Source organism: Streptomyces sp. NPDC050388 (assembly GCF_040655635.1).
GTDB lineage: Bacteria > Actinomycetota > Actinomycetes > Streptomycetales > Streptomycetaceae > Streptomyces.
Genome location: NZ_JBFAKH010000014.1, coordinates 111,588 through 136,728, shown reverse-complemented (window position 1 = coordinate 136,728; position 25,141 = coordinate 111,588). Strand labels below are relative to the sequence as shown.

Below are 25,141 nucleotides of genomic sequence, written 5' to 3'. Positions count from 1 at the left end.
CGCCACAGCCGCGCCCGGAGCCGGGGCGAGCCCTCCAGGTGGCTGACATGCAGGACCAGTTCACCGCCGTGGAACGGGGGGGCCGGGGCCAACTGCCCTACGGGGCGGACGCATGCGCCGCCGGCGCTCAGTCCTTGGGCTGGGAGAGCTGGATCAGGTTGCCCACCGTGTCGTCCAGAAGGGCGGTGATCACCGGGCCCTGCTCCTGCGGCTCCTGCACGAAGATCACGCCCTCGCCGCGCAGCCGCTCGTACTCCGCGCGGAGGTCCGCCACGGAGAACACCATGGCGGGCAGGCCCGCCTCACGCACCGCCCTGCGGTACGGCTCCGCGATGGGCCCCTGGCCGGGCTCCAGCAGCAGCTCCAGGTCCCGCTGGGCGCCCTCGGGAGCCCCGACCGTGATGAACAGTGTGCCGCCGCCCAGGTCCATCCGGGTACGGGTCTCGAAGCCGAGCACATCGGTGTAGAACGCGTGCGCCTTCGCGACGTCGTCGACATACACGCTGGTCATGGCGACCTTGATCATGGGACTTCTTCTTCCGATCTCTCAGGTGCCTCAGATCTACCAGATCTCCAGGGGAACGAAGTCTCAGATCCCGAGCTGCTTGGACTCGGTCAGCTTCGTGATCGCGTCCGCGTCGCCCTCCAGCTCGACCTTGGCGGCGCCGTGCCGCCCGTAGGCGAACAGCACCAGCTCCGACGGCTCACCGGTCACCGTGACCACGGGCGTGCCGCGGTGGGCCACCGCGGTCTGGCCGTCCGGACGGCGCAGCACCAGGCCCGTGGGGACGCCGCGGCCCATCAGCCGGGCGCTGCGCTCCAGCCGGGACCACAGGGCGTCCTGGAATACCGGGTCCAGCTCACGCGGCGTCCAGTCGGGCTGGGCGCGGCGCAGGTCCTCCGTATGGACGTAGAACTCGACGATGTTCGACAACTCGTCGACCTGCTTGAGGTTGAAGGGCGAGAAGCGCGGCGGGCCGGTACGGATCAGCTGGATCAGCTCCTCGTACGGCTTGGCGGTGAACTCCGCCATCACCCGCTCCAGACGCGGCGCGAGCTGCTTGACCAGGATGCCGCCGGCGGCGTCGGGACGGCGCTCGCGCACCACCACGTGCGCGGCGAGATCACGGGCGCGCCAGCCCTCGCAGAGAGTGGGGGCCTCCGGGCCCGCCGTCTCCAGCAGATCGGCCAGGAGGAGTCGTTCACGCTTGGCATGGGTCGACATGGGGTCAGCCTACGGTGACCCGCCCGGTCCGCCCACCCGTCACCCGACCCCCACCCCTCATCGAGGCGCATCGCGCCGCCCCTTCTTCGACCCGTCACCCGACCCCCACCGGCGAAGCGCATCGCGCCGCCCGTTCCTCGGCCCGTCAGCCGACCGCCACCCCCCATCTTCCAGTCGGTGGACGGGCCCCGGGCGCACCCGTCCCGCGCGGCACAATGGTCCCCATGACCAGTACGTCCCGGCCCGGCCGCCTCGACCCGCGGATCGCCGCACGGCTCAAGCGCAGCCCCGACGGCCTCCTGCCCGCCATCGCCCAGCAGTACGACACCCAGGAGGTGCTGATGCTGGGCTGGATGGACGACGAGGCGCTGCACCGCACGCTGACCACCGGCCGCTGCACCTACTGGTCGCGCAGCCGCCAGGAGTACTGGGTCAAGGGGGACACCTCCGGACACGTCCAGCACGTGAAGTCCGTCGCCCTGGACTGCGACGCCGACACCCTCCTGATCAAGGTCGACCAGGTCGGCGCCGCCTGCCACACCGGCGCCCGCACCTGCTTCGACGCCGACGTGCTGCTCACCGACACCCGCCCGGACGGCGCCGGTGCCGGCGTGCCCGTCTCGGATCAGTAAGGTCGGCCGGCATGGACCTCGAGACGTTCCGCAAGCTCGCCACCGACCGCCGGGTCATCCCGGTCACCCGCAAGCTCCTCGCCGACGGCGACACCCCCGTCGGCCTCTACCGCAAGCTCGCCGCCGAGCGCCCCGGCACCTTCCTGCTCGAGTCCGCCGAGAACGGACGCTCCTGGTCCCGGTACTCCTTCGTCGGCGTCCGCAGCGCCGCCACCCTCACCGAGCGCGCCGGACAGGCGCATTGGGAGGGGACCCCGCCCGTCGGAGTGCCGGCCGAGGGCGACCCGCTCGCCGCGCTGCGTGCCACGCTCGAAACCCTGCACACCCCGCGCGACCTCGCCCACGACCTCGGCCTGCCGCCCTTCACCGGCGGCATGGTCGGCTACCTCGGCTACGACATCGTGCGCAGGCTGGAGAAGATCGGCCCCGGCGAGCGGGACGATCTGCGACTGCCCGAACTGACCATGCTGCTCACCAGCGACCTCGCCGTCATGGACCACTGGGAGGGCTCCGTCTGGCTGATCGCCAACGCGATCAACCACAACGACCTGGACACCGGCGTCGACGAGGCCCACGCCGACGCCGTGGCCCGCCTGGACGCCATGGAGGCCGACCTCACCCGCGCGGTGGCCCAGCCCCCGGCCGTCCTCCCGCCCTCCGAGCTCCCCGACCACACCGCGCTGTGGGGCGGCCCCGACTTCCGCGCGGCCGTCGAGGACATCAAGGAACGCATCCGCGCGGGGGAGGCCTTCCAGGTCGTCCCCTCCCAGCGGTTCGAGACCCCGTGCACGGCGAGTGCCCTGGACGTCTACCGGGTGCTGCGGGCCACCAACCCTTCGCCCTACATGTACCTGTTCCGGTTCCCCCACGGGGACGGCGAGGCCTTCGACGTGGTCGGATCGTCCCCCGAAGCACTCGTGAAGGTCGACGACGGGCAGGCGATGGTCCACCCCATCGCCGGCACCCGGCCCCGCGGCGCCACCCCGCAGGAGGACCAGGCCCTCGCGGAGGAACTGCTCGCCGACCCCAAGGAGCGCGCCGAGCACCTCATGCTCGTCGACCTGGGCCGCAACGACCTCGGACGGGTCTGCGAGCCCGGTTCCGTCGAGGTCGTCGACTTCATGTCCGTCGAGCGGTACTCGCACGTCATGCACATCGTCTCGACGGTCACCGGCCGGGTCGCGGCCGGCCGTTCCGCCTTCGACGTGCTCACCGCCTGCTTCCCGGCCGGCACCCTCTCCGGTGCGCCCAAGCCCCGGGCCATGCAGATCATCGACGAACTCGAGCCGTCCCGGCGCGGACTGTACGGCGGCTGCGTCGGCTATCTGGACTTCGCGGGCGACTCCGACACCGCCATCGCGATCCGCACCGCGCTGCTGCGCGGGGGCACCGCGTACGTCCAGGCGGGCGCCGGAATCGTCGCCGACTCCGACCCGGTGGCCGAGGACGTCGAGTGCCGCAACAAGGCGGCCGCGGTGCTGCGCGCCGTGCACACGGCGAACCGGCTGGGCACGGTGTGAGCCGGTGCGGGACGGGCCCGGGACGAGCCCCGGGTGACGGTTCGCTCCCGGGTCACGCGATAGTGGAGTACGTGACTGCTGTACCTCCCCCCCGTCCCGAGGCCGTCGGCCCCACCCGCGCCGGCCGCCTCAGTCTCGCCGTCGCCCTGCTGTGCGGGGCCCTGGGTGCGGCCGTGGCCCTGCTCGCCACCCGGCAGCAGTGGTCCCAGGGCACCGCCACGGTGGCCGGCGGCGCCTTTCCCCTGACCGCCAACGGCAGTGACGTCACCGGCGTCCCCGCCGCCCTCGCCGTGGTGGGCCTGGCCGCGCTCGTCGCCGTCTTCGCCGTCCGGCGGACCGGCCGCCTCGCCGTCGCCGCGCTGCTCGCCCTGTCCGGGGCGGGCATCGTCACGGCCGCCCTGCTCGGTGCCTCCGACAGCTCCGCACTCGACGACAAGGCCGCCGAGGTCTCCGGCGACACCTCCGCCACGGTGGCGGCCCTCAGCCACACGGCCTGGCCCTACGTCGCGGCCGTGGGCGGTCTGCTGCTCCTGCTGGCCGGCGCGCTCGCCCTGCGCTACGGCAGGCTGTGGCCCGCGATGTCCGGCCGCTACGAGCGCGGTGGCGCCCCCCGGCCCCGGCGCGCGGCCGCCGCCGATCCCGACCGGCCCGAGGAGCTGTGGAAGGCCCTCGACCGCGGGGAGGACCCGACCGGGACCTGAACCGGGCCGCACCGCGGCCCGGTCGGGCGCCGGAAGGCGTGTGTGCCGTGCGGAGGAGCACCCCCGCTGACGGCACGCGCGCGGGTGCGGGACAATGAGTCCGAGCGTCCTGCTCAGACAAGTACACGGCAACGAGGAGCAAGCAATGGCGGGCAGCAGCCACGGTCACACCCCGGCCGCCTGGACCGGTGTCATCATCGCCTTCATCGGTTTCTGCGTCGCGAGCCTGTTCATGGTGGTGAGCTCGCCGGTCGGCTTCTGGGCGGGCATCGGCATCGCGCTGCTCGGCGGGGCCGTCGGCGGGATCATGAGCAAGATGGGCATGGGCAAGCCGGAGCACGTCCACCCCCTGAACCAGGCCGGCGGCGACCGCGAGCCGGCCCGCGCCCAGAGCTGAACGCCGGGAGCACTCCGGAACAGGGGCGGTCGGCACACGGGTGCCGCGACCGCCCCTGACGCGTGCGCGGAGGGCACAATGCACCCTGTGAACGCCGTCAGCCCCCGCACGCCCGGCACGCCCCGTGCGCCCCGCGGCAGGGCCGCACGACTGGCCCTCCCCGCCGGAGTGCTCGCCGCCGTCGCCGGAGCCTTCGCCTACGTCGGAGCGGTGGACCCCAACGAACCCGGCCACTACCCCGCCTGCCCGCTGCTGCGCTTCACCGGCCTGTACTGCCCCGGCTGCGGCGGGCTGCGTAGCGCCCACGCCGTCGTCCACGGCGACTTCCTGGCGGCCCTCCAGGCCAACGCGCCCGCCGTCCTCGGCTACGCGGCCCTCGCCGTGCTCTGGACCGCATGGATGGCCCGCGCGGCGCGCGGCAAGCCCCTGCGCATCGACCCCCCGCCCGCACTCCTGTGGTCCCTGGGGGCGTTGGTGCTGGTCTTCACGGTTGTCCGGAACCTGCCGTTCGGTGGCTGGCTACACCCTTGATCAACTGGTGGACGTCCAGCTAGTGGGACCGCCGTCCACCGGATGCGAGGGGTACGCCCCGCTGCGGATACCATCGCAGTGACCACCGGTTTCGTCCGGCGACCCGACCACGAGGGCGGGGACGCCCGGGACGGAAGCGAACGCACTGAAGACGGACCGTCTGGAAGGGGGCCTCTCGCGTGAGTGTGCTCGACGAGATCATCGACGGAGTCCGTGCCGACCTCGCGGAGCGGCAGGCGCGGGTGAGCCTCGACGAGCTCAAGGAGCGCGTGGCCAAGGCCCCCGCGGCCAAGGACGGCGCGGCCGCCCTGCGGGGCGAGGGCGTCAAGGTGATCTGCGAGGTCAAGCGCTCCAGCCCGTCCAAGGGCGCGCTCGCCGCGATCGCCGACCCGGCCGCACTCGCCGCCGACTACGAGGCGGGCGGCGCGGCCGTCATCTCCGTCCTCACCGAACAGCGCCGCTTCGGCGGCTCGCTGGCCGACCTGGAGGCGGTCCGCGCGCGCGTGGACATCCCCATCCTGCGCAAGGACTTCATCGTCACCTCGTACCAGCTCTGGGAGGCGCGGGCGCACGGCGCCGACCTCGCGCTGCTCATCGTCGCCGCCCTCGACCAGCCGGCCCTGGAGTCGCTGATCGAGCGCGCCGAGTCCATCGGGCTCACCCCGCTGGTCGAGGCGCACGACGAGGAGGAGGCCGAGCGCGCGATCGACGCGGGCGCCAAGGTCATCGGCATCAACGCGCGCAACCTCAAGACCCTCGAGGTCGACCGCGGCACCTTCGAGCGGATCGCCCCCGAGCTCCCGGACCACCTCGTCAAGGTCGCCGAGTCCGGCGTCCGGGGCCCGCACGACCTGATCGCCTACGCCAACGCCGGAGCCGACGCCGTCCTGGTCGGCGAGTCCCTGGTCACCGGCCGCGACCCGAGGACGGCGGTCGCCGACCTGGTGGCGGCGGGCGAGCACCCGGCGCTGCGGCACGGCCGCGGCTGACCCCCGGTAGGCTTGGCTCCGATGACGCTCCCGATCACCCTGGCCGCCAGGGACCCGTACGCGCGCCTCGCCCGCGGCTGCCGCCCGCGCGGCTGCCGCGCGCCCGCGCGCCGGGTCCACGGGCGCCGGGTCCGGTACGTGATCGGTGACGAGCCGGGGCAGGTCAACGGCATGCGATGGCAGCGCCCCTTCCAGGGGCGCGGGACTGTGCCTGACCACGTGCGGCTCCGTCGCGCGGACGCGACGAGCCGCCCACGGCCCGCAGTGGCCTGACACCCCCGCCCCCACGGCGATCAGTGACCGAGAACAACGCTCACCGTGAGGTTTCCGCATGCCCAGCCAGTTCTTCATCCCCGACCCGGAGGGTCGGACCCCCAGCGCCGAAGGCTACTTCGGAGCGTTCGGCGGCAAGTTCATCCCGGAGGCGCTCGTCGCCGCCGTGGACGAGGTCGCCGTCGAGTACGACAAGGCCAAGGCCGACCCCGAGTTCGCCCGCGAACTCGACGACCTGCTGATGAACTACACCGGCCGCCCGAGCGCCCTCACCGAGGTGCCGCGCTTCGCCGAACACGCCGGTGGCGCCCGGGTCTTCCTCAAGCGCGAGGACCTCAACCACACCGGCTCCCACAAGATCAACAACGTGCTGGGCCAGGCGCTGCTCACCCGGCGCATGGGCAAGACCCGGGTCATCGCCGAGACCGGCGCCGGCCAGCACGGCGTCGCCACCGCCACCGCCTGCGCCCTGTTCGGCCTCGACTGCACCATCTACATGGGCGAGATCGACACCCGCCGCCAGGCCCTCAACGTGGCCCGGATGCGCATGCTCGGCGCCGAGGTCATCGCCGTGAAGTCCGGCAGCCGCACCCTCAAGGACGCCATCAACGAGGCGTTCCGCGACTGGGTCGCCAACGTCGACACCACGCACTACCTCTTCGGCACCGTCGCCGGACCCCACCCCTTCCCCGGCCTGGTGCGCGACTTCCACCGCGTCATCGGCGTCGAGACCCGCCGCCAGCTCCTGGAGCGCGCCGGACGGCTGCCCGACGCCGCCGTCGCCTGCGTCGGCGGAGGCTCCAACGCCATCGGACTCTTCCACGCCTTCATCCCGGACGCCTCGGTACGGCTGATCGGCTGCGAACCCGCGGGCCACGGCATCGAGAGCGGCGAGCACGCGGCCACCCTCACCGCGGGCGAGCCCGGCATCCTGCACGGCTCGCGCTCCTACGTCCTCCAGGACGACGAGGGCCAGATCACCGAGCCGTACTCCATCTCGGCCGGGCTCGACTACCCGGGCATCGGACCCGAGCACGCCTACCTCAAGGACTCCGGCCGCGGCGAGTACCGCGCGGTCACCGACGACGCCGCCATGCAGGCGCTGCGGCTGCTGTCGCGCACCGAGGGCATCATCCCGGCCATCGAGAGCGCCCACGCGCTGGCCGGTGCCCTGGAGGTCGGCAGGGAACTCGGCGAGGGCGGGCTGATCGTGGTCAACCTGTCCGGCCGGGGCGACAAGGACATGGACACCGCCGCCCGCTACTTCGGGCTGTACGACACCGCTGCCACCGACGCCACAGTCGGCACCGCCACCACGGACAAGACCGTCGCCGCCGACGCGGACACCGACACCGCCGAGATCGAGAGGGACGCCAAGTGAGCGGGAACGTGCAGCTGCTGAACGACACCCTCGCCGCGGCCAGGGCAGAGGACCGGGCCGCCCTCATCGCCTACCTCCCGGCCGGGTTCCCGACCGTCGACGGCGGCATCGACGCCGTCAAGGCCGTCATCGACGGCGGCGCCGACGTCGTGGAGGTGGGCCTGCCGCACAGCGACCCCGTCCTCGACGGGCCCGTCATCCAGACCGCCGACGACATCGCCCTGCGCGGCGGCGTCCGGATCGCCGACGTGCTGCGCACGGTCCGGGAGGCGCACCGGGCCACCGGGAAGCCGATCCTGGTCATGACGTACTGGAACCCCGTCGACCGCTACGGCGTCGAGCGGTTCGTCACCGAACTCGCCGAGGCGGGCGGCGCCGGGTGCATCCTGCCCGACCTGCCCGTCCAGGAGTCGGCGCCGTGGCGGGAACACGCCGACAAGCACGGCCTCGCCACCGTCTTCGTCGTCGCGCCCAGCAGCAAGGACGAGCGGCTCGCCGAGATCACCGCGGCGGGCAGCGGCTTCGTCTACGCCGCGTCCCTCATGGGGGTCACCGGCACCCGCGAGTCGGTCGGCACGCAGGCCGAGGAACTCGTGGCACGCACCCGGGCGAGCCGCGCCGACCTGCCGGTGTGCGTCGGGATCGGCGTCTCCGACGCCACCCAGGCCGCCGAGGTCGCCCGCTTCGCCGACGGTGTGATCGTCGGCTCCGCCTTCGTCAAGCGGATGCTGGACGCCCCCGATCCGGCCGCCGGGGTCCAGGCCGTGCGGGCGCTCGCCGGCGAACTCGCCAAGGGCGTGCGCGGACAGGCGTGACCACGCCGTCCACGGACCGGACACCGGGGTTCCCGGACCGGGCACCGAGGACGGCCGGTCATCCGCAGGCTGTCAGCAGATGGTCATACGGGTCCCTCGTACGGGTGGACCTGGGGCCGGGGAGGCGCGGTGCGCCTCCCCGGTTCGTTCTGCGGGGTGTGAGCGAGAAGAACCGTGAGGGAAAGCGCACCGCCCGGGAGCGGCTGGCGGTCGAGCGCGAGAAGCAGAAGACGGCGGACAGGCGGCGCCGCACCCTGATCGTGGGTGCGAGCGTGGTCTGTGTCCTGGGGCTCGCGGCGGTGATCGGAGTCGTCGCCGCCAACGCCGGGAAGAACGACGGAAGTACGGAGGCCGGCCCGGTGGTGGCGCCCTCGGGGGCCCTCGGCAAGGACGGCCTCGCCATCCCGGTCGGCAAGGAGAACGCCAAGTCCACGCTCACCGTGTGGGAGGACTTCCGCTGCCCCGCCTGCAAGTCCTTCGAGCTGGCGTACCGCCCGACCCTGCACGAGCTGACCCGGTCCGGCCAGCTGAAGATCGAGTACCACCTGGTCACGCTCATCGACGGCAACATGGGCGGCACCGGCTCCCGCAACTCCGCCAACGCCGCGGCCTGCGCCCAGGACGCCGGCAAGTTCGCCGAGTACCACAACGTGCTGTTCGACAACCAGCCCCAGGAGACGGACGACGCCTTCGCCGACAACGGCAAGCTCGTCGAGCTGGCAGGCAAGGTCGACGGTCTCGACACGCCCGCCTTCCGCGGCTGTGTGGAGGACGGCACGCACAACAGCTGGGTCGGAAAGTCCCAGGAGGCCTTCCAGAAGGGCGGATTCTCGGGCACACCGACCGTCCTGCTCGGCGACAAGAACATCTACCAGGACAAGACGATGACGCCGGCGAAACTGAAGGAGATGGTTCGGAAGGCCAATCAGGAGCAGTAGGCGCCCTCCCGTTATGGAGCCGTAGCCGGGCCGCCCGACGTGGGACCGGTCCGGCACGGTAGCGTCGACCCTGCCATGGAACTTGCCTACATTCCCAGCCCGTCGAGCGGGGTGCTGCACCTGGGCCCCATCCCGCTGCGCGGCTATGCCTTCAGTATCCTCGTCGGCCTCTTCGTCGCCCTCTGGATCGTCGACCGCCGGTGGGTGGCGCGCGGTGGCCAGAAGGGCACCGCCTGGGACATCGCGTTCTGGGCGATCCCGTTCGGCCTGGTCGGTGGTCGTCTCTACCACGTCGTCACCGATTACCAGCTCTACTTCGGAGAGGGCCGCGACTGGGTCGACGCCTTCAAGATCTGGGAGGGCGGCCTGGGCATCTGGGGAGCCGTCGCCCTGGGCGCCCTGGGCGCCTGGATCGGCTGTCGGCGCCGGGGCATCGCCCTGCCGCCGTACGCCGACGCCGTGGCCCCCGGGCTGGCGCTCGCGCAGGCGATCGGACGCTGGGGCAACTGGTTCAACCAGGAGCTGTACGGGCGGGAGACGGACCTTCCCTGGGCCCTGCACATCACGTCCACGGCGGGCGGCCGGGTGCCCGGGTACTACCACCCGACGTTCCTGTACGAGTCGCTGTGGTGCGTCGGTGTCGCCCTGCTGGTCATCTGGGCGGACCGGCGCTTCAAGCTCGGGCACGGGCGGGCGTTCGCGCTGTACGTCGCGGCGTACTGCGCGGGCCGGTTCTGGATCGAGTACATGCGCGTCGACGAGGCCCACGCCATCCTGGGCCTGCGGTTGAACAACTGGACCGCGATGATCGTGTTCGTGCTCGCGGTGGTCTACATCGTGGTGTCGGCGAAGAAGTGGCCGGGACGCGAGGACGTGGTGGAACCGGTCGCCGCCTCCGGCGGTGCGGCCGAGGCCTCCGGTGGGACCGGTACCGGCGAGAAGGGCGAGGCGGACTCCCCGGAGGCGAAGGACGACGCCGAGTCGGCGAAGGACACCGGGGCGGGCGAGGACGCCAAGGCCGAGGAAGACGCCAAGAGCGCCAAGAGCGAGGAAGACGCCGAGACCGGGGACGACGCCGAGGCGGATTCCGGGGAGGCCCCCTCCAAGGACGGGGCCGGCTCGGCGAAGAAGAGCTGACGGCCTGCCGGCCTTCTGCGACGACGACGCCGTGGGGCGTCCGGAGGGTTCCGGGCGCCCCACGGCGTGTGTGTGGCCCCCAGAGCCGGCGGGCCGGGGACAGGACGCACTGGGCGGCCGTCACCACCGCCGCGTCGATGGAGCCGGCCGTCGGGGAGGGCCCGGGCGCCCCGTTCGCCGACCGCCACCTTGACGATCCTCGCCGCCCGTTCGATCTCTTGCTCCGTCGGCAGACCGGCGCGCTCGATGACCGGCGGCTGCCGGGGGCGCGTCCGGTTCACCGGTGATGGCGGCGAAGCCGCTCGTCGCATCGGCGAGGGTGCCGAAGCCGGGGCGACGGGCGTACGGGCCGAAGCCGGCGACCCGGGCCAGGACCAGCCGGCAGTCGGCGGCGGACAGTTCGGGCCGGCTCAGGTCCCACCTCTCCAGGGTGCCCGGCCGGAAGTTCTCGATGATCACGTCGGCGGCCCCGGCGAGGCGCGGCAGGGTCGCCCGGCCGCCGGTCGTGGACAGGTCGAGGATGGCGGTCCGTTTGTCGCGGCCGAGCATCTTCCACCACAGCCCCACGCCGTCCTTCGACGGCCCGCGGTCGCGGGAGGGGTCCGGTTTCCTCCGGTGCTCGACCTTGACCGCCTCGGCGCCGAAGTCACCGAGCTGGGCCGCGGCGAGGGGCCCGGCGAAGAGGGCGGCGAGGTCCAGGACGCGCAGGCCGGCCGACGGTGGGCCGGGTCATGGGCTGGAGGCCTCCAAGTGGGTCAGCCGGGCCAGGGTGTCGAAGCCGATGCCGTCGAAGGTGCCGATGGAGGTGGTCAGCCGGTTCTTCAGCGGGGCCGTCCAGCGTTCGGGGAGTGCGGTGGGTGAGCCGGCGAGGAGAGCGGCGATGCCGCCGGCGGTCGCGCCGTTCGAGTCGGTGTCGAGGCCACCGGACACGGCGCGGCAGATCGCGCCGGTGAAGTCGCCGTCCGCGTGGGTGAGGGCGGCGGCGATCAGCGCGGTGTTGGGTACGGCGTGCACCCAGTGGACGTCCGCGTGCCGGGTGTGGATCGCGTCGACGACGGTGGCGAAGTCGTCGTGCTCGTGCGCCAGCCGCACGGCGTGGCGCACTGCGCGGGCGAGCCGGGAGCGGGGCGGTACGACGGCGAGACCGGCCCGCAGACAGGCGTGGACGTCCTGGCCGCCGGTGCCGGTGCCGACGGGCTGGTCCGCGGCGGCGGTGGCGATGACGGCCGCGGCGAACATCGCGGCGTAGACCCCGTTGGCCGTGTGGGTGAGGGTCGCGTCGCGATGGGCCTGTTCCGCCGCGCCCGCCGGGTCTCCGGGATTGGTCCAGCCGTGCACGTCGGCGCGGATCAGGGCGCCGATCCACTCGCGGAACGGATTGCGGTGCCGGGCGGTGCGCGGGGGCTCCAGGCCGCTCAGGAGGTTGCGGTAGGCGATGCGTTCGGCGGTGAAGGCGCGGCCCGCCGGGAGTTCGTCCAGCCAGAGCCGGGCCACGTCCGCGGTGGTGAAGTCCCTGCCGTACCGCTGGAGCAGCAGCAGATTGAGGAGGGGGTGGTCGAGGTCGTCGTCCTCGGGCATGCCGTCGATGTTCTCGGCGAGGGACGTGGCCGCGGAGCGACGGTTCCAGGGGTACCGGGCGGCCAGTTCCGCGGGGACTCCGCGGGCGGTGAAGTAGTCGTTCAAGGGCCAGTTCCCGGTGGCCCGGGCGAGTTGGCGGATGCCGTCGAGGGGGAGCTTCTCCACGGGCTTGCCGAGCAGGCAGCCGACGGCCCGGCCGAGCCAGGCGGCTTCGAGGCGGTCGGTACGGCGGTGGTCCGCGTCGACGTGGTCGGGAGCCGTCGGAGCGGTGCCGGCGGGGGAGGGCCAGTCGGGGCACAGGGACTTGATCGCGGCGAGGTCCGTCGGCTCGTCGTCCGCCAGGCTGCTGGGCAGGTCGGCCAGTTCGTCCAGGAGGTCCCCGGCCAGCAGCCTGAGGTAGCGGGACGCCGGACGCGGGGAGGCGCCGGCACGGAGCGGGGCCTCGGGGCCGCCCGCCGCGCGCCAGCGGGCCGCGACGGCCGAGGGCGTCCTGCCGTCCTGGGCCGCTTGGCGCAGCTCGTGGCCGATCAGGTCCTCCGGCTGGACCCAGGTCAGTCGGAGCATGCCGGGTCTCCCAACTCGGCGAACGCCCGTTCGTGCGCTCGGCGTCGGGAGACGTCGCGCGCGAAGACCTCGAGGGCCACCGCGGTCAGCGCGGCCGCGGGTGCCCAGAGGTCGAGACGGCTGGCGTCCGCCACGGTCTTCGCCCAGTCCTCGGGGGCCGGCGAGCCGAGGGCGCCGGTCACCGCCCCGGCCGTCGTGGCGATGGAGCCGCAGTCCCGGCCGTAGTTCACCGCGCCCGGCACCGCCTGCCGGAAGTCGCCGCGGGCCACCGCCACCATGCCCAGCGCGCTGGGGAGTTCCTCGACGGCGTGCAGCCGGGACGGCCTGCGGGCGTCCAGCGAGGGGGAGCGGTAGTCGGGGCCCGCGGTGTCGTACGGGGCCACCGCCTCCCGCAGCGGGCGCAGCGCGGACTCGAAGTCCGGGTGCCGGGACGCCTCTTCGCAGACCCGTTCGATCGCCTCCCGGGTGCCGTCCTTCGCCGGCGACAGGCAGGCGTCGACGACCGAGTCCGCACTCGCCCCCGGCGCGCTCGCCGCCGCCACGGCCGCGGCGAGCACCCCCGCCGCCTCCCGGCCGTACGACGACTGGTGCGCCCCCGCGACGTCCAGCACCTCGGCGTACGCGCCCGCCGGGTCGGCCGCGTCGACCAGGCCGACGGGAGCCGTGTACATCGCGGCACCGCAGGTGACGATGGTGCCGACGCCCGCCTCGCGCGGGTCGACATGGCCGTAGTGGATCCGGGCCACCAGCCACTTCTCCGCGAGGAGGATCCGCTGGAGCGGGAGCGCCTCCGCCTCCGGTTCCGGGATCCAGCGCGGGGTGCCCATCAGGTCCGGCACCAGACGGTCGGCGACGGCACGGGCGTCCAGGTGGTCCCGGACCCGCGCGTACACCCGGACCAGGGCGTGCGTCATGAGGGTGTCGTCGGTGACGTGTCCGTCGCCCTTGTGGTACGGGGCGATGGGCCGCGCGGTGCGCCAGGCGTCGCCGTTCCAGGGACCGACGACACCGTGGACGCGGCCACCGTGGCGTTCGGCGATCTGCTCGGGGGAGTACCCCTCGACGGGGCCGCCGAGCGCGTCGCCGACGGCGGCTCCCACCAGCGCGCCGGTGATCCGTTCGTCCAGGGGCGCGCCCCGGCCCCGCCTGTCGTCCTCTGTGAGCGTCATGTCCGAATCATCCCCCTGGTGGGGGCGGTTGTGCGGCTTCCAGCAGTCCGGCGAGTTCCACCAGGTCGGTGCCGGTGAACCGGGGGAGCGCGCAGCCGGAGGGGATGCGGCAGCTCGCCCGTCACGGTCCGGGGATCGCCGCGCCGCCGCCCGGCACGCCGGTCAGGGCGCCCACGAGGGTGGGGGCGGAGTCCGCGACCCGGGACAGGCAGGCCGCGGCGGGGACCGCCTCCGCGATCCGGCTGCGGGCGGCGGTGGCCAGGGCGAGAGCGACAGGAGCGGTTTCGGCGGCGGCGCCACCGTAGCTGTGGACGTGGTCGACGATCCGGTGTTCCAGGAGCGGTACGAGGGTGAAGGCGCCGTCGGTGTCCGCGACGAGCCGCAGGGCGTGCCGGGCGTTGCGGCCGGTCTCCGTCTCCTCGGGCAGCTCGGCGCCTGCGGCGGCCACACACTCCGCCACGTCCGCTCCGGCCGGCGCACCGCCGACGGCCGGACCGAGCAGCGCGCCGCGTGCCCGCTCGCGGAGTCCGGCGGAGCCTTCCGGCGCCGGAGGCGCCGGAGTAGTAGGGGACGCGGGCGGTCGATGCCGTACGCGGCTCTCCTCTCCGGGGCGCCCCGAGAGGCGCGAAGCCCTTTGCGGAACTGTCCCCGGTGAGGCGTGCGGCGCGGCCTCACACGCTTCCGTGTCACCCGGTCGACATCTGTGCGGCCCTCCGCACGGACGTGCAGAATCCACAAAACCGCAGGTTAGCCCAGCCTTTCCTTGCTGGCGGAGGGGAATCAGGGGGGGTATCTTGAGCGTTGTAAAAAAGTAGAACCTGTCTAAAGTTGCGTCTGTTTGCAGACGCTCCAGTGAACTCCCTGGGGGACCGCATGGCGATCATCGAGACCGAGGCGACGCTGCACGAGGCGCACCGCGACAACCACACCCACCGGGACGTGAACGGCGGCTGGTTGCGCCCCGCCGTGTTCGGCGCGATGGACGGACTGGTCTCCAACCTCGCGTTGATGACCGGCGTCGCCGGCGGCTCGGTCGGTCAGCAGACCATCGTCATCACCGGTCTCGCGGGCCTGGCGGCCGGCGCCTTCTCCATGGCGGCCGGCGAGTACACCTCCGTCGCCTCCCAGCGCGACCTCGTCGAGGCCGAACTGGACGTCGAGCGGCGCGAACTGCGCAAGCACCCCCAGGACGAGGAGGCCGAACTCGCCGCCCTCTACGAGTCCCGCGGGGTCGAGCCGGAGCTCGCCCGCGAGGTGGCCCGGCAGCTGTCGAAGGACCCCGAGCAGGCGCTGGAGATCCACGCCCGCGAGGAACTGGGGATCGACCCCGGCGACCTGCCCTCGCCCGCTGTGGCCGCAGTCTCCAGCTTCGGCTCCTTCGCGCTGGGCGCGCTGCTTCCCGTGCTGCCCTATCTGCTCGGCGCGAGCAGCCTGTGGCCGGCCGTGCTGGTGGCCCTGCTGGGACTCTTCCTGTGCGGCGCGCTGGTGGCCAAGGTGACCGCGCGGACCTGGTGGTTCAGCGGGCTGCGGCAGCTCGCCCTCGGCGGCGCGGCGGCCGGCGTGACCTACGCACTGGGCGCGCTGTTCGGAACCGCCGTCGGATGACCCGGCTCCACCCGACCCGGACGGGCGATCCGGTTCGGACGGCCCGGTCGGATCACGCGGCTCGCGTGATCCGACCGGGCCGTTCGGCGATCCGGCTCCGCTTTCGCGCGACGGACCGCACAAGTAGCCGTTACTCGTTGGTTTCGACCGCGTGACGACGGGGCATGAGCCGAAAGCGCTGCGGGTGATGAAGCCCGTGACGCACCCGCGGGGAGGGGCGAGGACGCCCTCCCCCGTCTTCGGACCGGCGGACACCGATCTGCCCGCCCCGGTCCCCACAGCCTCCACCGCCAGGCGCGGAACCCCGCCGTGACCTGCAAGGCGTCTGCACAATGGAATGAAATATCCCCCTTTCCGGGACTTCACCCATCGTGTAACCTGCACGAAATTTCGCAGTCACGCAGAGGGCCAGCGTCGTCCCTCGGCACTTGCCACACGCCACATGACGACGACGAGGAGAGCCGATGCGTATGCCGCGTCAGCCGTGCCAGCATTTTGCGCAAGGCCAGAACCGGTCCTCCATGGATGCCCGCCCCGCCCCCCAGGGCCTGTACGACCCCCGCGACGAGCACGACGCCTGCGGCGTGGGCTTCGTCGCCACCCTCACCGGCGAGGCGTCCCACACCCTGGTGGAGCAGGCCCTCACCGTCCTGCGCAACCTGGAGCACCGCGGCGCCACCGGCTCCGAGCCCGACTCCGGCGACGGCGCGGGCATCCTCTCCCAGATCCCGGACGCCTTCTTCCGCGAGGTGGCCGGCTTCGAACTGCCCGCGGCCGGCGCCTACGCCGTCGGCACCGCCTTCCTCCCCCTCGACGCGGCCGACGAGGCCGCCGCCCGCATCGAGGAGATCGCCCGCGACGAGGGCCTGACCGTCCTCGGCTGGCGCGACGTGCCCATCGCGCCCGAGCTGCTCGGCGCCGCCGCCCGCTCCACGATGCCCGCCTTCCGCCAGGTCTTCGTCACGGACCACGCGTCGACCGGCATCGACCTCGACCGCACGGCCTTCGCGCTGCGCAAGCGCGCCGAGCGCGAGGCCGGCGTCTACTTCCCGTCGCTGTCCGCGCGGACCATCGTCTACAAGGGCATGCTCACCACCGGCCAGCTGGAGCCCTTCTTCCCGGACCTGTCGGACCGCCGCTTCGGCTCCGCGATCGCGCTCGTGCACTCCCGGTTCTCCACGAACACCTTCCCGTCGTGGCCGCTCGCGCACCCCTACCGCTTCGTCGCCCACAACGGTGAGATCAACACCGTCAAGGGCAACCGCAACTGGATGCGCGCCCGCGAGTCCCAGCTGGTCTCCGGCCTGTTCGGTCCCGAGAAGGACCTCGAGCGCATCTTCCCGGTGTGCACCCCCGACGCCTCCGACTCCGCCTCCTTCGACGAGGTCCTCGAACTGCTGCACCTCGGCGGGCGTTCGCTGCCGCACTCCGTGCTGATGATGATCCCCGAGGCGTGGGAGAACCACGCCGCGATGGACCCGGCCAGGCGCGCCTTCTACCAGTACCACTCCACGATGATGGAGCCCTGGGACGGCCCCGCCTGCGTCACCTTCACCGACGGCACCCAGGTCGGCGCCGTACTCGACCGCAACGGCCTGCGCCCCGGCCGCTACTGGGTCACCGACGACGGCCTGGTCGTCCTCGGCTCCGAGGTCGGCGTCCTCGACATCGACCCGGCGAAGGTCGTCCGCAAGGGCCGCCTGCAGCCCGGCCGCATGTTCCTGGTGGACACCGCCGAGCACCGCGTCATCGAGGACGACGAGATCAAGGCTGCCCTCGCCGCCGAGCACCCCTACGCCCAGTGGCTGGAAGCCGGCGAGATCGAACTGTCCGACCTGCCCGAGCGCGAGCACATCGTGCACACCCACGCCTCGGTCACCCGACGCCAGCAGACCTTCGGCTACACCGAGGAGGAACTGCGCGTCCTGCTCACCCCGATGGCCAAGACCGGCACCGAGCCGATCGGCTCCATGGGCACCGACTCGCCGATCGCCGCGCTCTCCGACCGCCCCCGGCTGCTCTTCGACTACTTCACCCAGCTGTTCGCGCAGGTCACCAACCCGCCGCTGGACGCGATCCGCGAAGAACTGGTCACCTCCCTGCGCAGCTCCCTGGGCCCCCAGGGCAACCTGCTCGAGCCGACGGCCGCGTCCTGCCGCTCCGTCGTCCTGCCCTTCCCGGTCATCGACAACGACGAGCTGGCCAAGCTCATCCACGTCAACGCCGACGGCGACCTGCCCGGCTTCAAGGCCGCCACCCTCTCCGGCCTCTACCGGGTCTCCGGCGGCGGCGACGCCCTCGCCGCCCGCATCGAGGAGATCTGCGCCGAGGCCGACGCCGCCATCGGCAACGGCGCCCGCCTGATCGTCCTGTCCGACCGGCACTCCGACGCCGAGCACGCGCCGATCCCGTCGCTGCTGCTCACCGCGGCCGTCCACCACCACCTCATCCGCACCAGGCAGCGCACCCGGGTGGGCCTCCTGGTCGAGGCCGGAGACGTCCGCGAGGTCCACCACGTGGCGCTCCTCATCGGCTTCGGCGCCGCCGCAGTCAACCCGTACCTGGCGATGGAGTCCGTCGAGGACCTCGTCCGCGCGGGCACCTTCCTGCAGGCCGTCGACGGCGAGCCCGAGAAGGCCATCCGCAACCTCATCCACGCCCTCGGCAAGGGCGTACTGAAGGTCATGTCCAAGATGGGCATCTCCACCGTCGCCTCCTACCGCGGCGCCCAGGTCTTCGAAGCCGTCGGCCTCGACGAGCGGTTCGTCGAGAAGTACTTCCACGGCACCGCCACCAAGATCGGCGGCATCGGCATCGACGTCGTCGCCCAGGAGGTCGCCGCCCGTCACGCCAAGGCGTACCCCGCCTCCGGCATCGCCCCCGCCCACCGCGCCCTCGACATCGGCGGCGAGTACCAGTGGCGCCGCGAGGGCGAACCGCACCTGTTCGACCCGGAGACCGTCTTCCGCCTCCAGCACTCCACGCGCTCCGGCCGCTACGACGTCTTCAAGCAGTACACCGACCGCGTCAACGAGCAGTCCGAACGCCTGATGACGCTGCGCGGCCTGTTCGGCTTCACCACCGACCGGAAGCCGGTCCCCCTCGACGAGGTCGAACCGGCCTCCGAGATCGTCAAGCGGTTCTCCACCGGCGCCATGTCGTACGGTTCCATCTCCCAGGAGGCACACGAGACCCTCGCCGTCGCCATGAACCAGCTCGGCGGCAAGTCCAACACCGGCGAGGGCGGCGAGGACCCCGAGCGCTTGTACGACCCGGCCCGCCGCTCCTCCATCAAGCAGGTCGCCTCCGGCCGCTTCGGCGTGACCTCCGAATACCTGGTCAACGCCGACGACATCCAGATCAAGATGGCCCAGGGAGCCAAGCCCGGCGAGGGCGGCCAGCTGCCCGGCCCCAAGGTCTACCCGTGGATCGCGAAGACCCGGCACTCGACACCCGGCGTGGGCCTCATCTCCCCGCCGCCGCACCACGACATCTACTCCATCGAGGACCTCGCCCAGCTCATCCACGACCTGAAGAACGCCAACCCCCAGGCGCGCATCCACGTCAAGCTGGTCTCCGAGGTCGGCGTCGGCACGGTCGCCGCGGGCGTGTCCAAGGCCCACGCGGACGTGGTGCTCATCTCCGGTCACGACGGCGGCACGGGCGCCTCCCCGCTGACCTCGCTCAAGCACGCGGGCGGCCCCTGGGAACTCGGCCTCGCCGAGACCCAGCAGACCCTCCTGCTCAACGGCCTGCGCGACCGGATCGTCGTCCAGACCGACGGCCAGCTCAAGACCGGCCGGGACGTCGTCGTCGCCGCCCTCCTCGGCGCCGAGGAGTTCGGCTTCGCCACCGCGCCCCTGGTCGTCTCCGGCTGCGTCATGATGCGCGTCTGCCACCTGGACACCTGCCCGGTCGGCATCGCCACCCAGAACCCGGTGCTGCGCGAGCGGTTCGCCGGCAAGGCCGAGCACGTCGTGAACTTCTTCCGGTTCATCGCCGAAGAGGTCCGCGAACTCCTCGCCGCACTCGGCTTCCGCTCCCTCGAGGAAGCCGTCGGCCACACCGAGGTCCTCGACGTGACCCGCGCCGTCGACCACTGGAAGGCGCAGGGCCTGGAACTGGCCCCGCTGCTCCACGTCCCGGACCTGCCCGACGGCGCCGTCCGCCACCAGGCCGTCCCCCAGGACCACGGACTGGCGAAGGCCCTCGACAACGAGCTGATCAAGCTCGCCGCCGACGCGCTCGCCGCCGACGGCGCCCCCGACGCCCAGCCGGTCCGCGCCCAGGTCGCCATCCGCAACATCAACCGCACCGTCGGCACCATGCTCGGCCACGAGGTGACGAAGAAGTTCGGCGGCGCCGGCCTGCCCGACGACACCATCGACATCACCTTCGCCGGCTCCGCCGGCCAGTCCTTCGGCGCCTTCGTCCCCCGCGGCATCACCCTGCGCCTGGAGGGCGACGCCAACGACTACGTCGGCAAGGGCCTCTCCGGCGGCCGCGTCGTCGTCCGCCCCGACCGGAGCGCCGACCACCTCGCCGAGTACAGCGTCATCGCCGGCAACACCCTCGCCTACGGCGCCACCGGCGGCGAGATGTTCCTGCGCGGCAAGGTCGGCGAACGGTTCTGCGTGCGCAACTCCGGCGCGCTGGTCGTCTCCGAGGGCGTGGGCGACCACGGCTGCGAATACATGACCGGCGGCCACGCGGTCGTCCTCGGCGAGACCGGCCGCAACTTCGCGGCCGGCATGTCCGGCGGCGTCGCCTACGTCATCGACCTCGACCGGGACAACGTCAACGCCGGCAACCTGGACGCCGTCCACGAACTCGACGACACCGACCGCGCCCGGCTGCACGACGTGGTGCGCCGGCACCAGGAGGAGACGGACTCCACCGTCGCCGCCAAGCTGCTCGCCGAGTGGGACACCGCGGTCGAGCGCTTCAGCAAGATCACCCCCCGTACGTACCAGGCAGTGCTCGCCGCCAAGGACGCCGCCGAGCGAGCCGGACTCTCCGAGTCCGACACCCACCAGAAGATGATGGAGGCGGCGACCCATGGCTGACCCGAAGGGCTTCTTGAACCACGGGCGCGAGGTCGCCACCTCCCGCCCGGTCACCGAACGCGTCAAGGACTGGAACGAGGTCCACGTCCCCGGCTCCCTGCTGCCGATCACCAGCAAGCAGGCCGGCCGCTGCATGGACTGCGGCATCCCGTTCTGCCACAACGGCTGCCCGCTGGGCAACCTCATCCCCGAGTGGAACGACTACGCCTACCGCGAGGACTGGCAGGCGGCCTCCGAGCGCCTGCACGCCACCAACAACTTCCCGGAGTTCACCGGCCGACTGTGCCCCGCCCCGTGCGAATCGGCGTGCGTCCTCGGCATCAACCAGCCGCCCGTCACCATCAAGAACGTCGAGGTCTCGATCATCGACAAGGCGTGGGAGACCGGCGACGTCGCCCCGCGCGTCCCCGAACGCCACTCCGGCAAGACCGTCGCGGTCGTCGGCTCCGGCCCCGCCGGTCTGGCCGCCGCCCAGCAGCTGACCCGGGCCGGCCACACCGTCGCCGTGTACGAACGGGCCGACCGCGTCGGCGGCCTCCTGCGCTACGGCATCCCCGAGTTCAAGATGGAGAAGCGGCACATCAACCGCCGCATCGAGCAGATGCGCGCGGAGGGCACCAAGTTCCGCACGGGCATCGAGATCGGCCGCGACATGCCGGCCACCGCACTGCGCAAGCGGTACGACGCCGTCGTCCTCGCCGTCGGCGCGACCACGGCACGCGACCTGCCGGTACCGGGCCGCGAACTGGGCGGCATCCACCAGGCCATGGAGTACCTGCCGCTGGCCAACAAGGTGCAGGAGGGCGACTACGTCACCCCGCCGATCTCCGCCGAGGGCAAGCACGTCGTCGTCATCGGCGGCGGTGACACCGGCGCCGACTGCGTGGGCACCGCCCACCGCCAGGGCGCCGCCTCCGTCACCCAGCTGGAGATCATGCCCCGCCCGGGCGAGGAACGGAACCCGCTCTCCCAGCCGTGGCCGACCTTCCCCATGCTCTACAAGGTCACCTCCGCGCACGAGGAGGGCGGCGAGCGGGTCTACTCCGTCTCCACCACCCACTTCGAGGGCGACGCGGACGGCAACGTGCAGCGACTGCACCTGACCGAGGTCGAATTCGTCGACGGCAAGCCCACCCACAAACCCGGCACCGAGCGGGCGATCCCGGCCCAGCTGGTCACCCTCGCCATGGGCTTCACCGGCACCGACCGGGACAACGGCCTCGTCGAGCAGTTCGGCCTGGACCTCGACGAACGCGGTAACATCGCCCGCGACGCAGATTTCCAGACCAGCGTGCCGGGTGTCTTCGTCGCCGGTGACGCAGGCCGTGGCCAGTCCCTCATCGTGTGGGCGATCGCCGAGGGCCGCTCCGCCGCGCGCGGCTGCGACCGCCACCTCACCGGCGCGAGCGACCTGCCCGCACCGATCCGCCCCACGGACCGCTCACTGACGGTGTGACGGACCGCCCCGCCCGCCACCACCCGGTGGCGGACCGCCCCGCACAAGGGACCTGACGGTCCCCCACAGAGGTCCCGTACAACGGCGTACGGAACACCAGGTGGCGCCTGCCAGCCGTCCCCGACCAGGACGAAACCGGGCAGGCGCCGCCGCACCCCGGTCAGGGGATCCGGAAGGTGCTCCCGTTCACCTGCCACGTCAGCGGCGTCGCCAGCTCCAGGTTCCCCTCCCGCAGGAACCGGCGCTGGGCGGTGTCCACCCGGGACGTGTCGGCGTCCGGCTTCCTCGCGAGCATGGCCGCGCGACGCACCTCGAGGAACGCCTCCAGAAACGTTTTCTCGTCGCCGCCCTGCCCCGGCGTCTCCGCCTTGCGCATGGCCCGCTCCCGTATGCCGTAGAAACCGTCCGGGCCGGTGTCGGGGCCACGCCGGACCATCGCGTCGTAGTACACGAACTGGCCGAGCGTGCCGAGACCGTCCAACTTGGCCATGCGCACCGCCGGATCGAAGTAGACCCGGTCGCGCTCGGCCTCCTGGGCCGTGCGGAACGCGGGCTTCTCCGACTCCGCCCGCCAGGCCTCCGTGAAGCCCGGGTCCAGACCCTCGTGCGAGTCCGTGCCGTCCACCTCACGCAGCGCGGGCAGGAACTCCGCCAGCCCGTTGTCCGGGTGGTCCTTCGTGTAGCCCTCCACGAGGGCGAGCAGGTCGTGGGTGCCGGTGGTGAAGCCGACGATGCCGGCCGTGTAGCCGACACCGTCCCCGACGTCCTCGATGGTGCCGTAGGTCTCACGCCAGCGCAGCGTCGAGTTCTCGGCACTCGCCACGAGCTGCTGGGCGAGCTCCTTCTTCACCGGGTCGGCCAGGCCCGGCGGCCGGCTCGCCACCAGCGCGTCGTCCTTGGCCGACTCCGACTCGGCACGCTCCTTGGCCTGCTCACGCGCGTTCGACGAGGCGGACACGGCCGGACCGTCGCCGGCGGCCGAACCGTCCGACCCCCCGGGCATCAGCATGTACACGGCCGTCGCCACCACGGGCACGGCTGCGATCAGCAGCGCTGGACGCCTCACTGGAAAACACCTCCACCGGTCAGATCCGCCACCTTGACCCCCGCCAGGACGACGAGCAGCGCGAACAGCGCCAGACACGCCCCCGCCTGCAACAACGCACGGTGCCTGCCCCTGGGCACGTACGCGAAGGCCACCGCCACCGCACCGCCCGCCAACAACCCGCCCAGGTGCCCCTCCCACGACGTGAACACCGCGGAGACCACCAGCCACAGCAGCAGCCCCGCCATGAACCGGTTGACCCCGCTCATGTCGGCACCGATCCGACGCGCCATGACGTAGTACGCGGCCCCCAGCCCGAAGATCGCACCGGACGCCCCGACCACGACGTCCTGCGGCGCGAGCAGCAGCACCAGCACCGAACCACCCAGCGCCGACAGCAGATACAGGGCGAGATGGTGGACGCGCCCCAGCATCGGCTCGACGGCCCGGCCCAGATTCCACAGCACCACCATGTTCATCACGATGTGCAGGACGCCGAACGTCCCCCCGGTGGGCGGCAGATGCAGGAACGCACCGGTCAGCAGCCGGTACCACTCCCCGCCCGCCACACCCTCCGGACGGAAGTCCCCGAAGTACCCGCCCTCGACCCACACGTAGTGCCCGCCGTCCGGCCCGACCAGCCCCGCACCCAGCATCGCGAACCGGTCCACGACCTCCGGCAGCGCCACCTCCGCCAGATAGGCCAGCACATTGACGACGATCAGTGCGTACGTCACCACCGGCACCGCCGAGACCCGGCCACCCACCACGGTGCGGGCCTGCCGCATCGACCGCACGCCCTCCTTCACGCACTCGGGACACTGGTGGCCCACGGCCGCCTCCCGCATGCAATCCGGACAGATGTACCGCTCGCAGCGCACACAGCTGACGTGACACTCCACCTTGGGATGGCGGTAACAGGTGGTGACGGTGGACTCGGAATCCACGAGCCGGCTCCTTGTGAGGGACGGGACGGACGAGCCGGCGGGGACGACGGCGAACAAAAGTATCGAACACCGGTGCAGTCACGGGGAAGCGGGGTCGAAGTGCCCGCACCACGCGCCACGGCCCGCACCCCGGAGAGCCGCAGACACCCCCCGGACCCGCCCCGGACACCCACCCCTACGTGTCGCACTCCAGCACCGCCCGGCACAACCCGCACCGCACCCGCACCCGCCCCCGCACCGCGACCCTGATCCGCTGATGACAGGTCGGACACGGGAACGACACCCGCAACGCCCCCTCACCATCCCCGCCGGACGTGAAGCTGTACGGCACACCCCCCGACGCCGACGGAACCGCCACAAGACCCTGCCGCCGCTCCCGAGCCTGCCGACGGTCCCGCGCGTACCGCCGACGCCCCACCCAGCCGGCCGCCGCCAACGGCGGCTGCTGCCCGTCCCGCCGCGCCAACTCCATCCCCTTCACATACGCCGCATAAGCCTGCGCACTGGTGAACCACACCGACGGATCCTCACCGAACACCAGCGACCGCTTCGCCAGCACATACCCGAACTCCTCCGGCGTGAGATACCCCAGCTTCTGCGACGACACCCCGTCCTCCCGGAACGCGTCCAGCAGCAGCCACCCCGCCCCCAGATACGTCGCCGCCGTGTCCGTCAGGATCTCGTTGTCCCGCGTACCGGGAAACGACAACCCCAGACGATGCAGATACACATGCATCACCTCGTGCGCCAGCGCCGCCCCGATATCCCGCCGATGCGTCCGGAACCGATCATTCAGCTCCACGAAGTACTCCGGACCGGCCGCGAGCTCGACATTCGCCGCATGCCGCATCTCACGAAAACCGATGATCAACCGCGCATCCGGCAACCGGTAATGCCGCACCAACTCCCGCGCCACCCGCTGCGCCCCCAGATGAAGATCATCCATATCACCGAACGCCACATCCACCGGAGCCACACTGGTCGAGAACGACCGCACCGTGTCGCACGACAAACGCCGGTACACCGCCGTGAGAGCCGACCGCACCGTCTCCAGATGCGGAAAGCCGTGCTCCACCGGCCCGCCGTTCGCCACGCCTCACCCCCAGGACGCCCAGAAACCGATTCCACCCTACGGCCCCGCCCCGACAACCGCCCCCGGCCGTCCACACCCC

Annotated in this window: 21 protein-coding genes and 3 pseudogenes; 14 read left to right on the top strand and 10 right to left on the bottom strand. The window is 72.3% G+C overall.

Features of this window, described 5'->3' with window-relative positions; all coding sequences use genetic code 11:
* Window positions 1–127: 127 nt before the first annotated feature.
* Together AB0I73_RS11105 and AB0I73_RS11100 are read right to left on the bottom strand one after the other, a co-directional pair.
* The gene (locus AB0I73_RS11105) at window positions 128–526 is read right to left on the bottom strand and encodes a VOC family protein (protein WP_363036000.1); all 399 of its coding nucleotides are present in this window, start codon (window positions 524–526) and stop codon (window positions 128–130) included.
* 63 nt (window positions 527–589) lie between these two features.
* Entirely contained in the window at window positions 590–1,225 is a 636-nt protein-coding gene (locus AB0I73_RS11100; RefSeq protein ID WP_363035998.1) for a TIGR03085 family metal-binding protein, read from the bottom strand.
* 215 nt (window positions 1,226–1,440) lie between these two features.
* Between AB0I73_RS11100 and hisI the strand changes: the two genes are divergently transcribed.
* From hisI to lgt, 11 genes are all read left to right on the top strand, one after another.
* The gene (gene hisI, locus AB0I73_RS11095) at window positions 1,441–1,857 is read left to right on the top strand and encodes a phosphoribosyl-AMP cyclohydrolase (protein WP_363035996.1); all 417 of its coding nucleotides are present in this window, start codon (window positions 1,441–1,443) and stop codon (window positions 1,855–1,857) included.
* An 11-nt stretch (window positions 1,858–1,868) separates the two neighbouring features.
* On the top strand, window positions 1,869–3,377 hold the full coding sequence (locus tag AB0I73_RS11090; protein WP_363035994.1) for an anthranilate synthase component I: 1,509 nt from the start codon (window positions 1,869–1,871) through the stop codon (window positions 3,375–3,377).
* Between the two features lie 62 nt (window positions 3,378–3,439).
* The gene (locus AB0I73_RS11085) at window positions 3,440–4,078 is read left to right on the top strand and encodes a TIGR02234 family membrane protein (protein ID WP_363035993.1); all 639 of its coding nucleotides are present in this window, start codon (window positions 3,440–3,442) and stop codon (window positions 4,076–4,078) included.
* A gap of 145 nt (window positions 4,079–4,223) precedes the next feature.
* Complete coding sequence (locus AB0I73_RS11080) at window positions 4,224–4,475, top strand: HGxxPAAW family protein (RefSeq protein ID WP_109380578.1); 252 nt, start codon at window positions 4,224–4,226, stop codon at window positions 4,473–4,475.
* A 78-nt stretch (window positions 4,476–4,553) separates the two neighbouring features.
* The gene (locus AB0I73_RS11075; protein ID WP_363035990.1) at window positions 4,554–5,006 is read left to right on the top strand and encodes a DUF2752 domain-containing protein; all 453 of its coding nucleotides are present in this window, start codon (window positions 4,554–4,556) and stop codon (window positions 5,004–5,006) included.
* Between the two features lie 179 nt (window positions 5,007–5,185).
* Window positions 5,186–5,995, top strand: coding sequence for an indole-3-glycerol phosphate synthase TrpC (gene trpC, locus AB0I73_RS11070; protein WP_363035988.1), 810 nt, complete (start codon window positions 5,186–5,188; stop codon window positions 5,993–5,995).
* A 21-nt stretch (window positions 5,996–6,016) separates the two neighbouring features.
* Window positions 6,017–6,268: a tryptophan synthase subunit(beta) gene (locus tag AB0I73_RS11065; RefSeq protein ID WP_109380581.1), complete on the top strand. Its 252-nt coding sequence runs from the start codon at window positions 6,017–6,019 to the stop codon at window positions 6,266–6,268.
* Between the two features lie 58 nt (window positions 6,269–6,326).
* Complete coding sequence (gene trpB, locus AB0I73_RS11060) at window positions 6,327–7,649, top strand: tryptophan synthase subunit beta (protein ID WP_363035986.1); 1,323 nt, start codon at window positions 6,327–6,329, stop codon at window positions 7,647–7,649.
* Window positions 7,646–8,464, top strand: a complete 819-nt coding sequence (gene trpA / locus AB0I73_RS11055; RefSeq protein ID WP_363035984.1) for a tryptophan synthase subunit alpha — start codon at window positions 7,646–7,648, stop codon at window positions 8,462–8,464. Before trpB ends, trpA begins: the two co-directional genes overlap by 4 nt.
* Window positions 8,465–8,622: 158 nt before the next feature.
* Window positions 8,623–9,402: a thioredoxin domain-containing protein gene (locus AB0I73_RS11050; protein ID WP_363035982.1), complete on the top strand. Its 780-nt coding sequence runs from the start codon at window positions 8,623–8,625 to the stop codon at window positions 9,400–9,402.
* Between the two features lie 75 nt (window positions 9,403–9,477).
* Window positions 9,478–10,539, top strand: a complete 1,062-nt coding sequence (gene lgt, locus AB0I73_RS11045) for a prolipoprotein diacylglyceryl transferase (RefSeq protein ID WP_363035980.1) — start codon at window positions 9,478–9,480, stop codon at window positions 10,537–10,539.
* Window positions 10,540–10,624: 85 nt separating this feature from the next.
* On the opposite strand, the pseudogene AB0I73_RS11040 reads toward lgt, so the two are convergent.
* The 5 genes and pseudogenes from AB0I73_RS11040 to AB0I73_RS11020 all read right to left on the bottom strand — a co-directional run.
* Window positions 10,625–10,805 (bottom strand): annotated as a pseudogene (locus tag AB0I73_RS11040) (CoA ester lyase); the annotation flags it as partial.
* Window positions 10,801–11,247: pseudogene (locus AB0I73_RS11035) on the bottom strand (CoA transferase); the annotation flags it as partial. The pseudogenes AB0I73_RS11035 and AB0I73_RS11040, both read right to left, overlap by 5 nt.
* A 21-nt stretch (window positions 11,248–11,268) precedes the next feature.
* Window positions 11,269–12,681: an ADP-ribosylglycohydrolase family protein gene (locus AB0I73_RS11030; RefSeq protein ID WP_363035978.1), complete on the bottom strand. Its 1,413-nt coding sequence runs from the start codon at window positions 12,679–12,681 to the stop codon at window positions 11,269–11,271.
* Entirely contained in the window at window positions 12,669–13,850 is a 1,182-nt protein-coding gene (locus tag AB0I73_RS11025; protein ID WP_363035976.1) for an ADP-ribosylglycohydrolase family protein, read from the bottom strand. The genes AB0I73_RS11030 and AB0I73_RS11025 overlap by 13 nt, the downstream gene beginning before the upstream one ends.
* A gap of 7 nt (window positions 13,851–13,857) precedes the next feature.
* Window positions 13,858–14,340 (bottom strand): annotated as a pseudogene (locus AB0I73_RS11020) (ADP-ribosylglycohydrolase family protein); the annotation flags it as partial.
* A gap of 383 nt (window positions 14,341–14,723) precedes the next feature.
* Between AB0I73_RS11020 and AB0I73_RS11015 the strand changes: the two are divergent.
* From AB0I73_RS11015 to AB0I73_RS11005, 3 genes are all read left to right on the top strand, one after another.
* Window positions 14,724–15,455: a VIT1/CCC1 transporter family protein gene (locus AB0I73_RS11015; protein ID WP_363035974.1), complete on the top strand. Its 732-nt coding sequence runs from the start codon at window positions 14,724–14,726 to the stop codon at window positions 15,453–15,455.
* Between the two features lie 521 nt (window positions 15,456–15,976).
* On the top strand, window positions 15,977–20,521 hold the full coding sequence (gene gltB, locus AB0I73_RS11010) for a glutamate synthase large subunit (protein ID WP_363035972.1): 4,545 nt from the start codon (window positions 15,977–15,979) through the stop codon (window positions 20,519–20,521).
* Window positions 20,514–21,977 carry a glutamate synthase subunit beta gene (locus tag AB0I73_RS11005; protein ID WP_363035970.1) on the top strand — a complete coding sequence of 488 codons (1,464 nt, stop codon included), beginning with the start codon at window positions 20,514–20,516 and terminating at the stop codon, window positions 21,975–21,977. The genes gltB and AB0I73_RS11005 overlap by 8 nt, the downstream gene beginning before the upstream one ends.
* A 160-nt stretch (window positions 21,978–22,137) precedes the next feature.
* Here AB0I73_RS11005 and AB0I73_RS11000 read toward each other — a convergent pair whose 3' ends face one another.
* From AB0I73_RS11000 to AB0I73_RS10990, 3 genes are all read right to left on the bottom strand, one after another.
* On the bottom strand, window positions 22,138–22,986 hold the full coding sequence (locus AB0I73_RS11000) for a chitosanase (protein ID WP_363036007.1): 849 nt from the start codon (window positions 22,984–22,986) through the stop codon (window positions 22,138–22,140).
* A gap of 53 nt (window positions 22,987–23,039) precedes the next feature.
* Window positions 23,040–23,969 carry a rhomboid family intramembrane serine protease gene (locus AB0I73_RS10995; protein ID WP_363035968.1) on the bottom strand — a complete coding sequence of 310 codons (930 nt, stop codon included), beginning with the start codon at window positions 23,967–23,969 and terminating at the stop codon, window positions 23,040–23,042.
* A gap of 175 nt (window positions 23,970–24,144) precedes the next feature.
* On the bottom strand, window positions 24,145–25,062 hold the full coding sequence (locus AB0I73_RS10990; RefSeq protein ID WP_363035966.1) for a hypothetical protein: 918 nt from the start codon (window positions 25,060–25,062) through the stop codon (window positions 24,145–24,147).
* Window positions 25,063–25,141 lie beyond the last annotated feature (79 nt).

What these genes read in the sequence shown, in the direction of transcription:
- gltB (WP_363035972.1), top strand. Translation starts at nt 15,977, where the DNA reads ATGGATGCCCGCCCCGCCCCCCAGGGCCTGTACGACCCCCGCGACGAG.
- lgt (WP_363035980.1), top strand. Translation starts at nt 9,478, where the DNA reads ATGGAACTTGCCTACATTCCCAGCCCGTCGAGCGGGGTGCTGCACCTG.
- AB0I73_RS11005 (WP_363035970.1), top strand. Translation starts at nt 20,514, where the DNA reads ATGGCTGACCCGAAGGGCTTCTTGAACCACGGGCGCGAGGTCGCCACC.
- AB0I73_RS11090 (WP_363035994.1), top strand. Translation starts at nt 1,869, where the DNA reads ATGGACCTCGAGACGTTCCGCAAGCTCGCCACCGACCGCCGGGTCATC.
- AB0I73_RS11075 (WP_363035990.1), top strand. Translation starts at nt 4,554, where the DNA reads ATGCACCCTGTGAACGCCGTCAGCCCCCGCACGCCCGGCACGCCCCGT.
- AB0I73_RS11030 (WP_363035978.1), bottom strand. Translation starts at nt 12,681, where the DNA reads ATGCTCCGACTGACCTGGGTCCAGCCGGAGGACCTGATCGGCCACGAG.
- AB0I73_RS11015 (WP_363035974.1), top strand. Translation starts at nt 14,724, where the DNA reads ATGGCGATCATCGAGACCGAGGCGACGCTGCACGAGGCGCACCGCGAC.
- AB0I73_RS11080 (WP_109380578.1), top strand. Translation starts at nt 4,224, where the DNA reads ATGGCGGGCAGCAGCCACGGTCACACCCCGGCCGCCTGGACCGGTGTC.
- AB0I73_RS11105 (WP_363036000.1), bottom strand. Translation starts at nt 526, where the DNA reads ATGATCAAGGTCGCCATGACCAGCGTGTATGTCGACGACGTCGCGAAG.
- AB0I73_RS11025 (WP_363035976.1), bottom strand. Translation starts at nt 13,850, where the DNA reads ATGACGCTCACAGAGGACGACAGGCGGGGCCGGGGCGCGCCCCTGGAC.
- AB0I73_RS11000 (WP_363036007.1), bottom strand. Translation starts at nt 22,986, where the DNA reads ATGCTGATGCCCGGGGGGTCGGACGGTTCGGCCGCCGGCGACGGTCCG.
- AB0I73_RS11065 (WP_109380581.1), top strand. Translation starts at nt 6,017, where the DNA reads ATGACGCTCCCGATCACCCTGGCCGCCAGGGACCCGTACGCGCGCCTC.
- trpB (WP_363035986.1), top strand. Translation starts at nt 6,327, where the DNA reads ATGCCCAGCCAGTTCTTCATCCCCGACCCGGAGGGTCGGACCCCCAGC.
- hisI (WP_363035996.1), top strand. Translation starts at nt 1,441, where the DNA reads ATGGTCCCCATGACCAGTACGTCCCGGCCCGGCCGCCTCGACCCGCGG.
- AB0I73_RS11100 (WP_363035998.1), bottom strand. Translation starts at nt 1,225, where the DNA reads ATGTCGACCCATGCCAAGCGTGAACGACTCCTCCTGGCCGATCTGCTG.